This window comes from Nocardiopsis sp. MG754419 (assembly GCF_018207095.1).
Taxonomy (GTDB): domain Bacteria; phylum Actinomycetota; class Actinomycetes; order Streptosporangiales; family Streptosporangiaceae; genus Nocardiopsis.
This window is the reverse complement of the sequence record NZ_QOCZ01000047.1, coordinates 1-13451: the sequence shown is the minus strand read 5'-3', so window position 1 is coordinate 13451 and position 13451 is coordinate 1. Positions and strand designations below refer to the sequence as shown.

At 70.1% G+C, this 13451-nt stretch carries 14 protein-coding genes; 9 read left to right on the top strand and 5 right to left on the bottom strand.

The features are described 5' to 3' along the window. Window positions 1–56: 56 nt before the first annotated feature. From DSY14_RS11630 to DSY14_RS11620, 3 genes are read right to left on the bottom strand one after another with little or no spacing between them, the layout of a single operon-like run. On the bottom strand, window positions 57–1610 hold the full coding sequence (locus DSY14_RS11630; protein ID WP_211716521.1) for a tripartite tricarboxylate transporter permease: 1554 nt from the start codon (window positions 1608–1610) through the stop codon (window positions 57–59). Next, entirely contained in the window at window positions 1610–2230 is a 621-nt protein-coding gene (locus DSY14_RS11625) for a tripartite tricarboxylate transporter TctB family protein (protein WP_211716520.1), read from the bottom strand. The genes DSY14_RS11630 and DSY14_RS11625 overlap by 1 nt, the downstream gene beginning before the upstream one ends. Further along, window positions 2227–3225, bottom strand: coding sequence for a tripartite tricarboxylate transporter substrate binding protein (locus DSY14_RS11620; protein ID WP_211716519.1), 999 nt, complete (start codon window positions 3223–3225; stop codon window positions 2227–2229). Before DSY14_RS11620 ends, DSY14_RS11625 begins: the two co-directional genes overlap by 4 nt. A 267-nt stretch (window positions 3226–3492) precedes the next feature. Between DSY14_RS11620 and DSY14_RS11615 the strand changes: the two genes are divergently transcribed. The 7 genes from DSY14_RS11615 (at window position 3493) to DSY14_RS11585 (ending at window position 11032) form a co-directional block, all read left to right on the top strand. After that, the gene (locus tag DSY14_RS11615) at window positions 3493–4308 is read left to right on the top strand and encodes an IclR family transcriptional regulator (RefSeq protein WP_307851192.1); all 816 of its coding nucleotides are present in this window, start codon (window positions 3493–3495) and stop codon (window positions 4306–4308) included. After that, window positions 4305–5531, top strand: coding sequence for a CaiB/BaiF CoA-transferase family protein (locus DSY14_RS11610; RefSeq protein ID WP_211716518.1), 1227 nt, complete (start codon window positions 4305–4307; stop codon window positions 5529–5531). Before DSY14_RS11615 ends, DSY14_RS11610 begins: the two co-directional genes overlap by 4 nt. Window positions 5532–5551: 20 nt before the next feature. Further along, a complete protein-coding gene (locus DSY14_RS11605) occupies window positions 5552–6406 on the top strand; it encodes a citryl-CoA lyase (RefSeq protein WP_211716517.1) in 855 nt (284 codons plus the stop codon). A 495-nt stretch (window positions 6407–6901) separates the two neighbouring features. Next, window positions 6902–7792 carry a hypothetical protein gene (locus DSY14_RS11600; protein WP_211716516.1) on the top strand — a complete coding sequence of 297 codons (891 nt, stop codon included), beginning with the start codon at window positions 6902–6904 and terminating at the stop codon, window positions 7790–7792. Continuing rightward, on the top strand, window positions 7789–8058 hold the full coding sequence (locus DSY14_RS11595; RefSeq protein ID WP_211716515.1) for a hypothetical protein: 270 nt from the start codon (window positions 7789–7791) through the stop codon (window positions 8056–8058). The genes DSY14_RS11600 and DSY14_RS11595 overlap by 4 nt, the downstream gene beginning before the upstream one ends. A 491-nt stretch (window positions 8059–8549) precedes the next feature. Then, a complete protein-coding gene (locus tag DSY14_RS11590; RefSeq protein ID WP_307851191.1) occupies window positions 8550–10010 on the top strand; it encodes a DNRLRE domain-containing protein in 1461 nt (486 codons plus the stop codon). 485 nt (window positions 10011–10495) lie between these two features. Beyond that, entirely contained in the window at window positions 10496–11032 is a 537-nt protein-coding gene (locus DSY14_RS11585; RefSeq protein ID WP_211716514.1) for an NUDIX hydrolase, read from the top strand. A gap of 200 nt (window positions 11033–11232) precedes the next feature. Here the strand turns inward: DSY14_RS11585 and DSY14_RS11580 are convergent, their stop codons facing one another. Further along, window positions 11233–11397 (bottom strand): DUF397 domain-containing protein, encoded by a 165-nt coding sequence (locus DSY14_RS11580; protein ID WP_211716513.1) that lies wholly within the window; start codon window positions 11395–11397, stop codon window positions 11233–11235. Then, complete coding sequence (locus tag DSY14_RS11575) at window positions 11390–12217, bottom strand: helix-turn-helix transcriptional regulator (RefSeq protein ID WP_211716512.1); 828 nt, start codon at window positions 12215–12217, stop codon at window positions 11390–11392. The genes DSY14_RS11580 and DSY14_RS11575 overlap by 8 nt, the downstream gene beginning before the upstream one ends. A gap of 178 nt (window positions 12218–12395) precedes the next feature. Between DSY14_RS11575 and DSY14_RS11570 the strand changes: the two genes are divergently transcribed. Next, entirely contained in the window at window positions 12396–12893 is a 498-nt protein-coding gene (locus tag DSY14_RS11570; protein ID WP_211716536.1) for an ATP-binding protein, read from the top strand. Window positions 12894–13259: 366 nt separating this feature from the next. After that, a partial coding sequence (locus tag DSY14_RS11565; protein WP_211716511.1) for a transposase occupies window positions 13260–13451 on the top strand: 192 nt, incomplete at its 3' end.

Here is a 13451-nt window from a genome sequence, read left to right as displayed (position 1 = left end):
CGCCCCGAGGGCGGCCGACCGGGAACACGATGTGCCTCCCGACCGGCCGCCCCGGATCACCCGGTCGGCGTCGACTCGGGTGCGGTCGACGCGGTCGCACGCCTGGCGGAGCGCACCCGCGCCACCACGACGATCCCGACCGCGAGCAGGATGACCGTGTAGATGCCCAGTGTGATGGGCCCGGTGAACATGACCCCGACGTCCCCCTGCCCGATCGCCAGCCCGCGCCGCAGCTCGGTCTCCGCCAGGGGACCGAGGATGACGGCGATGAGCACCGGGGCGACGGGGATCGCGTACCGACGCATCATGAAGCCCAGCAATCCCAGGAGGATCAGCAACCACAGGTCGGTGATCGCGTACGAGGAGGCGTAGACACCCAGCACCGCGAATCCGGTGATCCCCGCGTACAGGTACCGCTTCGGGATGAGCAGCAGTTTGGCCCACAACGGCGCGAAGGGCAGGTTGAGGATCAACAGCATCACGCTGCCGATGAACAGGCTCGCCAGCAGAGCCCACACGAGGTCGGCGTTGCGCTCGAAGAGCAGGGGGCCGGGCTGCATGCCGTACTGCTGGAACGCGGCGAGCATGATGGCGGCCGTGGCCGAGGTCGGCAGACCCAGCCCGAGCAGGGCGCCCATCGCCGTGCCGGCGGTCGCGCTGGCCGCCGCCTCCGGTGCCGCCACACCCTCGATCGCGCCCTTGCCGAACTCGTCGGGACGCTTGCCGCGCCGGGCTCTGAGCTGGGAGAGCTTGCGCTCGGTTCCGTAGGCCAGGAAGGTCGGGATCTCCGATCCACCGGCCGGAATGGTGCCGAAGGGAAGACCGAAGCCGAGGCCGCGCAGCCAGGCCGGCACGGCCCGGCGCAGGTCGCCGCGCCCCAGCCAGAGCGTTCCGCCGGTCCGGATCGGCTGCGCGTCGGGACCCTGCCGGTGAATGCGGGAGGCCACGTGCAGCACCTCGCCCAGGGCGAGCAGACCGACGGTCACGGTGACGATGCCGATGCCCTCGAAGAGGGAGGGCACGCCGAGGGTGAACCGGGCGGCGCCGCTCTGGGCGTCGATGCCGACCATGGCGATGCCCAACCCCAGGGTCAGGGCGATGAGACCGCGCACCATGGACTGGGCGACGACCGCGGAGGTGGCCACGAAGGCGAAGACCGCCAGGGCGAAGTACTCGGCGGGACCGAACCGGAGGGCGATGTCGATGATGACACCGGAGAAGAACGCGACCACGGCCGTGGAGACCACCGCGCCGATGAACGCGCCGATCGCCGAGGTCGCCAGGGCCTGGGAGGCCTTGCCGCGCTTGGCCATCTTGTGGCCCTCGATCGCGGTGGCGATCGCCGAACTGTTGCCCGGCGTGTTCATGAGGATGGACGTGGTGGAGTCACCGAACAGACCGCCGTAGTACACGGCCGTGAACATGATGAAGGCACCGGTGGGGTCGAGCTTGAAGGTGACCGGCAACAGGAGCGCCACGGCCATCGCCGAGCCCAGCCCGGGGAGCACACCGACGGCGGTGCCCAACACCACGCCGACGAACGCCCACAGGAGGTTCTCCGGGGTCAGGGCGGCGGCGAAACCGCCTCCCAGCAGCATGAGGGTGTCCATCAGAGCACACCTCCCAGGATCCCGGAGGGCAGGTTCAGGCCCAGACCCGCCACGAAGGCGAGTTGGACGACGGCCGAGTAGACCAGGGCGACGGCCGCCTCGAACAGCGGTCGACGGCCTCCGAAGGCCCAGCTCACCCCGAAGAACAACAGGGCTCCGGACAGCAGCCAGCCCAGGGGCTGCAGCAGTACGGCGAAGGCGACGACCGAGGCCAGGACGAGGCCGACCGTGCGCCAGTCGCTGTGCGTGGCGGTACGTCGGGGCTCCTGGCCCTCGACGAGTTCACCGACGACCCCGGCGGACGCGGTCTCGTCCGTCTGCTCCTGCTCCTGCGCCTGTTCCTCTGCCGGCGCGGCCGGAGTACGGACGACCTGGAACACCAGGAGCCCGCCCAGGACCACCATCAGCCCGGACACCAGGCCGGGGAAGAGTTGGGGGCCCGGTCCGGTGGAGGTGTCCGGAACGTGCATGGCCAGCGTCTGCGAGGTGAGGAAGAGGCCGACGCCGATGACGAGCAGACCCACGAAGATCTCACTGCGCCCCGTCCACCAGGAGTGGGACGTGTGGTCGGTCGCTCCGCCCACGGGCGCGTCCGGAGCGGATTCTCTCAGTCGGTTCATGACAGTCCCAGGTCCTCGGTGACGGCGGTGATGCGGGTGATCTCTTCGCGCAGGAACTCCTCGAACTCCGGCCCGGACTGGAAGGTGTCGTCCCACCGGTTGCGTTCCAGCGTGTCCCGCCACTCGGGGGTGGCGACCATCTCCTCCACGATGGCCGTCAGCTCCGCGCGTTCCTCCTCGGTGATCCCCGGTGGTGCCATGAAGCCGCGCCAGTTGGGCAGCACGGCGTCCACGCCCTGTTCGGGAAGGGTGGGGTGGTCCTCCAGGCCGGGGACCCGTTCCTCGGCGGAGACCCCGAGCACCCGGAGGTTGCCCGTCTCCACCTGGTCGCTGAACTCGTTGTAACCCGAGACGCCGACGTCGATGCTGCCCGAGAGCAGGGAGGTGAGCGCCTGGGCGCCGCCCGCGAACGGGATGTAGTTGACGTCCGAGGGGCCGATGCCCTGGGACTGGGCGGCGAGCCCGGCCAGGAGGTGGTCGGTGCCTCCGAGGGAGCCGCCGCCGACGGCCACCGAACCCGGGTCGTCCTCCCACGCCTCGATCAGGTCGTTCATGTCCTGGAGGGGCGAGTCGTCCCGGACCACGAAGACCTCGTAGTCGTCGGCGACCCGGGCGATGGGCACCACGTCCGCCAGCGTCTGCGCGGAGTCGTTGACGATGATGCCGCCGATCATGACGGTGCCCGTGGTCATCAGGGTGGTCGCGTTGCCCTCGCGCCGTACGGTCTGTGCCAGGCCGATCGTGCCGCCGGCGCCGGGCAGGTTGAGGACCTGGGTGTTGGCCACGATGCCGTTCAGCCGCATCGCGTGCTGTGCCTCCCGCGCGACCAGGTCCCACCCGCCGCCCGGGTCGGCGGGCACCACGATGTCCACGCGGGCGCGGGCGCGGGCCTGGGACTCGTGCGTCTGCGAGAGCGCGGCGTTCACCGCGGCGGCACCCACGACGAGCGCCGCGCACACGGCCCCCGCCGCACGCAGGGTGCGCTGCTTGTCCATCTTCACTCCCTCTCGACCCTCTGGTCCACCAGGTGGACTTGATGGGCCGCTCATTGGTTCAGAGAATGATGCAAATCACTCGCAACGGTGTCAATGCGTCGCGGAAATCTTTCCTTAACGAAGTCGTCACGCCGTCCTGTCCACATCATGCCTGGACAGAGCGCTCGCTTCGGGGAGGTCCGGGATCGGGGGCCTCTGGCGGATCGTGAGGCGCCTGGGTTACTCTGACCCGCAGAGAACCATCTAGTAGTCCATAAGGTCCACCAGGTGGACCGCGACGGGAGTGTGATGGCGGGCGATGCCGAAGGGGGCGTGCGCAGTGTGGTGCGCGCCCTCGACCTGCTGGACCTCTACGACGAGAGGAACCAGCGCTACACCACGCGGGAACTGGTGGAACTGACCGGACTGGCCAAGACCACCGTCCTGCGGCTGGTCGGCACCCTCGAACAGCGAGGGCTGCTGTGGACCGGTTCGGACGGTCGCATCGGAGCCGGACCGGGTCTGCTGCGCTGGGCGCGGCTGGCCCACGCCATCTGGCAGGTGCCCGAGTCGATCCGCGCGATCATGCGGGACCTCACCGTCGAGACCTCCGAAACGGTCAACCTCTACGTGCGCGCCGACGCCGTGCGTGTCTGCGTCGCCCAGGAGGAGGGGCCCCAACGCCTCCGCCACGTCGTCAACACCGGTGACGAGATGCCCCTCTGGGGCGGCGCGGCCAGCAAGGTGCTCCTCGTCGGTGTCCCCGAGTCGGTGGTGCGCCGCGTCGCCGCGGCCTCCCCCCACGGGCCGCAGTACCTCGACCGCCTCCGCACGGAGATCGCCGAGGCCGAGAGCCAGGGCTACGCGGTCAGCCACGGCGAACGCGAGCACGGTGCCTCCGGTGTCGCGGCCCCGGTGCTCGGAGCCCGCGGTGGGCCCGCGCCCGTCGCGGCCCTGGCCGTGGGCGGCCCCACCGCGCGGTTCACCGAAGCCGCCGTCCGCGCCTTCAGCGGAGCGGTGCGCGAGGCCGCGCTGCGCATCGGCCGGATCGGGTTCGACCCGGCCTCCGAGCACGTGGTGTCCGACGACAAGGAGCACAGATGAGCGCCGCGACGGCCCCGCGGGACACCCTCCCCCTCGCGGGGGTCCGTGTCCTGGACCTGACCAACGTGCTGGCCGGGCCCTACGCCGGGTACCAGCTCTCCCTCATGGGGGCGGACGTGGTCAAGGTGGAGGTCCCCGCCTCCGGTGACCTCGCTCGACAGCTCGGCGCCTCCTCGGAACTGAACGAGCGGCGCGTGGGCGCGTCCTTCCTGGCCCAGAACGCGGGCAAACGGTCACTGACCCTGAACCTCAAGGCCCCCGAGGGGCGACGGGTCATGCGGCGCCTGGTCCGGGACGCCGACGTCCTCATCGAGAACTTCCGCCCCGGCGTCATGGAGCGGCTGGGGTTCGGCTGGGACGAACTGAGCGAGATCAACCCGGGCCTGGTGTACTGCGCCGTGTCCGGCTTCGGAGCGGACGGGCCGTTGAGCGACCGGCCCGCCTACGACCAGATCATCCAGGGGCTGTCCGGCATGATGGACGCCACCGGGACGGAGGAGACCGGCCCCCTGCGCGCCGGTTTCCCCATCGCCGACGTCATGGGCGGTCTGGCCGCGGCGTTCGCGATCTCCGGTGCCCTGGTCCGGCGCGAACGCACCGGTGAGGGGTCCCGCCTCGACGTCTCGATGCTGGAGACGGCGATCACCGCCATGGGCTGGGGCGTGTCCAACTACCTCTCGGCCGGTGTCGAACCCTCGCGGATCGGCAACGAGAACGCCACCGCCGCCCCGTCCGGCACCTTCTCCACCGGCGAGGGCACGCTCAACATCGCCGCCAACAAGCAGGAACAGTTCGAGATCCTGTGCGCCCGTCTCGCGGCCCCCGAACTCGTCGAGGACCCCCGCTTCGCCACCCGTGAGGGCCGCAAGTCCCACCGCGTCGCCCTGCGCGAGGCGCTGGAGGAACGCCTCGCGGAGAGGTCCGCGGCCGAGTGGGAGCACATCCTCTCCGAGGCCGGGGTCCCCGCGGCCCGGGTGCTCAGCGTCCGCGAGGCGCTCGAACTGGACCACGTCGCCCATCGGGGGCTCGTGCGCACCCTGCCCTTCCCCGGTGACGAGGACCGTGAACTCCGGGTGCTCGGCAGCGGCGTGCACGTCGACGGCTCCGCCCTCGGCCCCGACCGCTCGCCGCCCCTGCTGGGCGAGCACACCGATCAGATCCTCGGGGAATCCGGATTCGACCAGGACGACGTCGACGCGCTCAGAGAGGCGGGTGTGGTGTGAACGCTCCGCACGAACCGACCATGACCCACGACGAGATCGGTGCGTGGTGGTCCAACTCCCTGACCCGCATCGCCCCCGGTGAGATCGAACTGCGCGGCTACCCCGTCCAGGACGTCATCGGTCGGCACGGTTTCATCGAGGTCGTCTGGCTCATGCTCCGCGGAGAGCTGCCGGATCCCGCGCGGGCCCGGATGCTGGAGGCCGCGATGGTCTCCGGGGTCGACCATGGGCCCCAGGCCCCGTCCATCGCCGCCGCGCGGATGGCGGCCACCTGTGGTCTGGGGCTCAACAACGCGGTCGCGACCGGCGTCAACCTGCTGGGCGACGTGCACGGTGGTGCCGGACAGCAGTGCGTCGCCCTGCTGGATCGGATGGCGGAGCTGCGCTCCGAGGGTGCCGACGTCGACGAGGTGGCCGGGTCCATCGTCGCCGAGTACCGCGAGCGGGGAGGATACGTCCCGGGCTTCGGGCACCGCTTCCACCCGAAGGATCCCCGGCGCGACCCGCTTCTGACGATGGTGCGCGAGGCGGTCGAGGAGGGGCTCGTCGACCCGGGCCCCCTCGAATCCGCCCTGGCGTTGGAGAAGGCCCTGGCCGAGCGGCGGGGCCGTCCCGTCCCGATGAACATCGACGGGGCCACGGCCACCGTGTACGCCTCCCTCGGCTTCGCCGCGGAGCTGGCCCGGGGGCTGTTCGTCCTCTCCCGGTCGGTCGGCATCCTCGCGCACGCCTGGGAGGAGAGCAACAGTGGTGCGCGGATCAAGGGCCCCCTTCCGCGCGCGGTCCTGGCCGGATACACCGGACCCGGAACCCGGGCCCCGGGCGCGCAGAACGGGACGAACGGAGCGGTCGAGGCCGGTCCGCCCGCCGACTGACGTGACGACCGCACCACCGAGCGCACCCTCGGACCGGCCAGTGTGGGGCGGTCCGAGGGTCGGGCCGACGCCGTGCCCGCCGGTGTGCTTCCGAGGGCACCCCGGGCCCCGCGCATCGGTGGTCCCCTCGCACGGATCACTCCACGGAGCACCACCCGTGCGTCATCCGTCGGTCTCCGCCGCCGCCCGCCGGGCCGCCCGGCTGTGATCCCGGCCGTGTGCGGGCTTCCTACCTCCGATCCCGCCGCCGAGGGGGTGTGTCCCGTGATCCTTTCGCGGTCCCGTAACCGGACGACCTGGGAGGACGCCGGAGGGTGCGGTTCAGGGGCGGTCGGCGGTCGTTTTCCGCGGGAGGGCCCGGGGTAGAGCGGACATACTCACTTAGTTCGCAAATGGTGCAATTCCGACTCTCGAACGGGGTGGTCGGTCGCATCGCGTGCCCTTCGGAGGGGAGGACGCGCGAGGTGCCCCACCGCCCGGAAGGGTGCGGAGGGGATGCAACGAGGTGTGCGGGACACCGCGGGTCGTCGTGACGCCGGCGGCACCGAGAAGCCCAAGGGCGAGAAGAAGCCCGAGCGTGAGCGCGAGGAGAGGTTCCCGCGCGAGCAGCGGTCCGATGAGGAGAGGGCGCCGCGCTCCCGGCGCTCCGACGAGAACGGAACACCCCGTCCCGAGCGCGAGGACGCGAGCACCACGTCGCGTTCGCAGCGGTCGGATCAGGAGAGGGTGCCGCGCTCCCGGCGCTCCGACGAGGACAGGACACCCGAGCCGCATGAGGAGCGCGGTGCGCGTGCCGAGTCCTCCGACGCGTCCGACGTGTACCTCGACATCCCGGTCGTGAAGGTCGACGAGATCGAGCTGGAGGTCGAGAACCTCAGCGCGTCCGTCGCTCTCCAGGCCGAGGTGTTGGACCTGCTCAAGTTGAACGTGGGCGTGGAGGTCGAGCTCGGCCGCGTCGACCTCACCATCAAGGGGGTCGAGGCCCAGGCCCTCCTCAAGGTGCGGCTCGACAACGTGCGGGACGTCATCGCCCGGGTCCTGGAGACCATCGACGCTCACCCGGAGATCCTTGAACACGTGGTCGAGGGCGCGCAGCGCACGATCGAGAACGTGTCGGAGGGCGCCGGTCAGGCCGCGGCGCAACTCGGTCAGGGTGCCGGAAGCGCCCTGGAGGAGACGGCTGAGACCGCCGGAGATCTGGTGGAGGGCCTCGTCGACGATGGAGACGAGGACGAGGACGAGGACGAGGACGAGGAAGGGGACGAGAACGAGGAAGAGGACGAGAACGAGGAAGAGGACGACGCCGAGGACGCCGAGTACGAGGATGCGGAAGAGGAGTGGGACGAGGAGGACGAGGACCAGGACGACGAGGAGGAAGAGCGATGACACGGGACGGGGAAGGACCCCGCGACGACGTCGGGATCGACGCGTCCCTGTCGGCGCGGGAACTGATCTTTCGCGAGGTGCCCGAAGTCAGGACCCGGACCTGGGGGGAGCCGGACCACGAGAGCGTCTCCCACAGCGAACGCCGGGGGCTGCCCCGGCCGGTCCGCTCCGGAACGCGCTACACCGACGTCCACCTCGACTACCGACTCGCGGGCCGCCTCCGGCTCCGGGAGCAACCGTCCGGACCGCCTCCCGAAGAGGAGTGAACAGGACGCTCCTCGCCCCAGCCGTCACCGTCTCTCGCTCCGCGGGCGTGCGGTGTCGGCCTGGTGTGCACGGACCGGCCGGGAGCCATGCCCGTGACGGACGCCGTTCCCCCGGAGCCCGCGGGCGCCATACCGATCAACGGCGACCGCTGTGATCGTCCTATCGATCGGTCGCGGCACGCAGGCCATTCCGGGCTGGAATGAAGTGGTGTTGTGGAGGGTCCTCTTCCTTTTCTCGGGTGTCGGCTTTCGGTTCGATGCGAACCCGTATTCGGTTGTCTCCGAATAAGGGCCACTCGGGCTCGTGGGTCGCTTTTGTCCGAGGTGACGGGTTCGCGTGGTGTCCGTTTTTCTGGTGGTGATAATTGCGGTTTTGGCCTGTAATTATGTCTCTGGCGTTTGTGTCTCGCTGCGGGAATTTGATAAATTGCTCGTAGTTGGAACGGGGCGAGTAAGGCCCCGTCCGGATTCTTTTCGGTCATCGTTGGATTGTGCAGGCACCCCCCGTCATGCGTCGTTCCCTGTCCCGCGCGACGGCGGTCTGTGCGGCTTGCGCCCTGGTGTTCTCGCTGGGGGTGGTCGCTCCCGCCACAGCCATGGAAAAGCCCACCGCCCGCGTCGACGTCGCCACGGACGCGGCCGAGCCGAGCGGTGCACCGGCCGGCACGGTCCCGGGCGACGAGGAGCCCCGCACCCCGGCCCACACCGACGGCACCCCCTCCGTCGAGGACGTCGACGGTGACAGGGCCGATGCCGAACGATCCGACGATGACGCGTCCCGGGGACACGGTTCCTCCGCGTCGGAGGGCTCCGAGGGCGGCCGGGCCGAGACCGAGAGCTCCGCGTGGACCTACGTGGATCGTGCCTCTCCCGACCGGGCCCACGACGGTGCCGCGGAACAGAGTGTGGGCACGGGGCGGCTGGCCTGGGACCGTGTCTACACGCGCAGGGCGCTGTTCCGGTTCCCGGTCACGCTCGACCCCGGCACGGTCGTGGACTCCGCCGTGCTGCGCACCGAGGTGGCGTGGTCCTACGACTGCGACGGCGCGTCCGTCATGCAACTGCACCGGGTGGACCCCTTCACCACCGGGGCCACCTGGAACGATCAACCGAAGGCGCGGGATCTCCTCGACACCCGTGAGGTCACGGGTGGGCGTGCCGCCTGCCCCGTGGACGGGGGCGTCGAGTTCGACGTCACCGCGGCCTACCAGTGGGCTCTGGACAATGGAGCCTCCGAGGTCCACCTGCGGCTCGCCGAACGCGACGAGTCCGGCACCACGGGCTGGCGCCGTTTCGACGTCGAGGACGCCCCGCCCTCGCTGGTCGTCGACCACGGCCCGCGCGACCCCTCGCCCCCGGCCGCCGATCCGACCGAGGTCCCGACAGAGCACGGGACCGCCACGACGGCCGTCCCTTCCGATGACGGCGGCACCGTCCCCGACGAGGACGCCCCGGTTCCCGCACCGACCCCCTCCACCGAAGGATCCGTTCTTCCCGGCACCACACTCCCCAGGGCAGGGGGAGCCGACGACGCCCGTGTCCCGGGCCGCGCATCCGCCGGCCTCCGCCGTGGCGGTGGTGGGCGACGCCGTTCCCTGCGGGGGGAACGACGCGACCCGTCGACCGCGCACGGTGGCCCCCGGGGATCGCGGCGGAACACGGTGGCCAGGGCCCGTGGACCCCCGGCCGGCACATCGACCGAAGACTTCCCCCCGGTTCATGGACTGCGGGATCCGGTCGACGGAGCACGCCCCCTCACCCCCGATGCGGACGTCCAGTCGGGTGGAGGAACGCATCGGCGTCGGCCCGAGAATCTCGGGAGGCCCGTTCCCCGAGCCCCGTGGTGGGCGAGGCCGGGTAGCGGCCGAGGAGCCGAGTCGTCACGGCGGCGGTCACATGGCGCGATGACCGCTCGCGGTGGCGGAACGGTTCCGTGCCGACACGAGGGATGAGCGTCTTCGCGACCGGACGCACCCACGGTGGAGCCTGGCGGAGGCTCCGCCGCCGGAAGCCGTGGTGGCCCGGAACCCCCTGTGTGCATGGGCGACACACGGGAGGGTTCCGGGCCGCCCACGGCGTCTCTGGCGATGCCCGTTCACCCGGGAGGCGACCACGACGTTCGTACCGGCGACGAGCAGGTCACCCTGATGGTGGGGCGCGGTGATCCGCGCCCGCCGGTCGATCGTCCGACCCCTCACACCGGGCTCGGGTGACGAAGCCGAGTGACCGCCGACGACTGTGCCCCACCCCTGGGCACGCGACCCGGGCGGGTCCACGTGCGCGGTCCGCCGCACCGGACCCGGCACGAACACCGAGAGGAGCGCACCACGAGCGACACCCCTCCGTGGAGACCGTCGACGTCGGCACGGGGCCCGGACCGCCTTCGACCGAAACGTGGTTGCCTGGCCGGGCACACCGAGAAACCTGGAGGTCGACCGTGCGCTGGACCGTTCACTCGGAGAAACCGCTCTACACCGACGCGTGGCTCGACATCCGCCTCGCGGACGTGGAGGTCACCGGCGGTCGTCACCTGGCGCACCGGGTCATCCGTTCGGCGCCCGGTGCCGGAGCCGTCGTGCTCGACGGTCGGGACAACGTGCTGCTGCTGTGGCGTCACCGCTTCATCACCGACACGTGGGGGTATGAGATCCCGATCGGTGGGGTCGACGAGGGCGAAGAGCCCGAAGACGCCGCCGCGCGGGAGGTCGAGGAGGAGACCGGATGGCGTCCGGGGCCGCTGCGCCCGCTCCTGTACACCCAACCCTCCAGCGGAATCTCCGACAGCGAGCACCACGTGTTCGTCGCGGACAGCGCCGAGCGGGTCGGCGAGCCCCAGGAGGACTGGGAGGCCGAGCGTCTGGATTGGGTACCCGTCGACCGTGTCCCGGAGTTGGTGAGGACACGTGCGCTGGTCAGCGGTACCTCGATGAACGCGCTCCTGTACCTCTACGCGACCCACACCGCCGGCCGCTGAGCGCAGCCGTGCGGGGGCACCCCACCCGACTTGGGGTGACAGGGCTTCGGACGGTCGCGCCGGGGAGTGTCGTCGGAGTCCATGGATTCCGGGCCGTGCGCCGTGTGTCCCTCGAACACTTGCAGGGTCTTTCGGGGGGCGTGCGCGTCGCGAGGGAACACCGCTCTCTCCGTTCAGCGGTGAGGTCGCCGCGTGACGGTCTACCGGGCGGCGTCGAGGAAGGCGCTCCACTCCGTGCGAGTGAAGGACAGATGGCCCAGCTCTCTGTTGAGGGTGTCCCGCACGTCGGCCCCGGAGGGGTGTTCCCGGGCTTCCACACACTCGTTGTTGCCACCGCTGTAGCTGCTCTTGTGCCAGTCAGTCACCGTTGATCCTCTTCATCTCGTCTTGCAAGGCCCTCAGAGTCCTGTCCGGCCCCCAGGCCACACCTTGAAGAGCCGCGAACCACATTCGGTAGCGTCCCACCTCATTGGTCGCGGTGATGATCTGACCCTGGTGGGCCGATTCCACGTAGACCACCTCGGGTTGATCGGCAGAGGTGATGACTCGGAACGGGCCGTTGTTTCCCGCATGCCGAGGCTCGTCCACGGGGACGATCAACAGATTGATGCGTTCCTGATCCACCAGGTCGGCTACATATTCCAGCTGCCTCAACTGGACCTCGGCCGAACCGTAGCGACGCATGAGCAGGGATTGGTCGACGACCAGCCAGATGATGGGGGAGAGAGCCTTCGCCATCTGCTGAGCCCGCCGGGCCCTTTGCTGGGCTCGCTCGGCGAGTTCATTCGCGGACAGCCACGGTGCACCGTAGCGGATCACAGCACGTGAGTAGGCCTCGGTCTGTAGGTACACCGGGAACACCAGGGCTTGATATTCGTACAGGGCATCGGCTCGGTGGGTGCGCTCGGCGACCTCGTGCAGCCAAGCGCGGCGACCGGAACCGGTGAGCTCTTCCCAGAGCCGCTCCAGGCGCCCACCGCCTTGCAGGATCTCGTCGAGAGCCCGCCGCAGCCAGGGGCGCGGCACAGCCTTGCCCTTCTCGATGTCGGACACGTGAGAATTGCTGATCGTCGTTCCGTGCAGGCTGGTGCGACGTGCGACCGCTTCCTGGGTCAGTTCGGCTTCGACCCTTAGCCTGCGTAGTTCACGCCCGAAAACCTTCAAGGTGCGTTCGTCGGGGGTCATGGCGACCATAGGAGCACATCAGGCCGTCGGTCGTGGGAGTTTTCCAGTAAATTCCAGGCCCTCTTGGAAGATTCGGGAGCTCTCCGGTCAGCCTTCACGCGGCGTCGGCGCAGGCCACATCCTTTCTGTCGCGGGGCAGCAGCCCTCAGCGCGACGACGAAAGGAACCGGTGAATTCCATGTCCCTCACCCGACCACCCCTGGAACTGCCACGACGGATCCGCTGTACGGAACCTGACCTGGGCGCCCTGGAGTGCGGGCACCAGCTCTGGCATCTCAAAGCCGCCCGCAGTTGGGCTTCCCACGTGGTCCGCACCACCCCGTCCTGCGCGCACCCCCTCCTGGTGTCGCTGTCGGAGCTGCACACCAACGCCCTGAAGCACACGGCGTCCGGGCTGCCCGGGGGACGGGTGTGCATCGAGATCGAGCGACGTCGACGTCTGTTCCTGCTCCGGGTGACCGATGACGGTCCTCGTCTCGGAGTGGAACCGACCGACCCCGAAGCCCACCCGGTGCCGGACCGGCCGGAATCGGCGGCGCTTCTCACGGAGGGCGGATACGGCTTGGCCCTGGTCGAGGCGATGGCTCTGTACTGGGATTTCATCCGAGGCCCGGGCCGCGTGGTGACCGTGAGGGCGGCTTTCGACCGTTCCGGTCGCACTCGACCGGTCGCCTGAAGGCAGTTTCGCGGTGCTGTTGGGCGTCACCGGTCGAAGGTCACCACTCACTCGACCGGGTATCGACCGGCATCGGAGAACAGCCTGGGGCGCGTGGGCGCGTGGGCGCGTGGGCGCGGGCCTGCGGCTCCCTTGCGACGGGCGGGATGCGCCGTTGCGGTGGGTGTGTCCCGGAATCGGGGAGTCCCGCCCAGCCACAGAGCAAGAGAAGGACCCAGGAGTGGAGGTGCCCCGGCACGGCGCGGCGAACACCGGGCCGGGGCCGAATCCCCACCTGAAACAGCAGGAGGAGACCATGGAAAAGCCTAGGCGCTGTTTTTTGGAAGTGGGAGCGGAGCAGGGTCTGCCCTGGCAGTGTGGGTGAACGTGCCCGGACGTCATGAACTCACCGATGCCGAGTGGGCCCTGCTCGCCCCGCTCCTTCCCACCAACGCCCCCAAAGGCAAGAAGTGGGCTGATCACCGCAAGATCATCAATGCGATCCTCTTCCGTTCCCGCACCGGGATCCCCTGGCGAGACCTGCCCGAGCGCTACGGCCCCTGGGAGACCGCAGCCGGA

What these genes read in the sequence shown, in the direction of transcription:
- DSY14_RS11630 (WP_211716521.1), bottom strand. Translation starts at nt 1,610, where the DNA reads ATGGACACCCTCATGCTGCTGGGAGGCGGTTTCGCCGCCGCCCTGACC.
- DSY14_RS11605 (WP_211716517.1), top strand. Translation starts at nt 5,552, where the DNA reads ATGACCCACGACGAGATCGGTGCGTGGTGGTCCAACTCCCTGACCCGC.
- DSY14_RS11620 (WP_211716519.1), bottom strand. Translation starts at nt 3,225, where the DNA reads ATGGACAAGCAGCGCACCCTGCGTGCGGCGGGGGCCGTGTGCGCGGCG.
- DSY14_RS11600 (WP_211716516.1), top strand. Translation starts at nt 6,902, where the DNA reads ATGCAACGAGGTGTGCGGGACACCGCGGGTCGTCGTGACGCCGGCGGC.
- DSY14_RS11575 (WP_211716512.1), bottom strand. Translation starts at nt 12,217, where the DNA reads ATGACCCCCGACGAACGCACCTTGAAGGTTTTCGGGCGTGAACTACGC.
- DSY14_RS11570 (WP_211716536.1), top strand. Translation starts at nt 12,396, where the DNA reads ATGTCCCTCACCCGACCACCCCTGGAACTGCCACGACGGATCCGCTGT.
- DSY14_RS11625 (WP_211716520.1), bottom strand. Translation starts at nt 2,230, where the DNA reads ATGAACCGACTGAGAGAATCCGCTCCGGACGCGCCCGTGGGCGGAGCG.
- DSY14_RS11595 (WP_211716515.1), top strand. Translation starts at nt 7,789, where the DNA reads ATGACACGGGACGGGGAAGGACCCCGCGACGACGTCGGGATCGACGCG.
- DSY14_RS11610 (WP_211716518.1), top strand. Translation starts at nt 4,305, where the DNA reads ATGAGCGCCGCGACGGCCCCGCGGGACACCCTCCCCCTCGCGGGGGTC.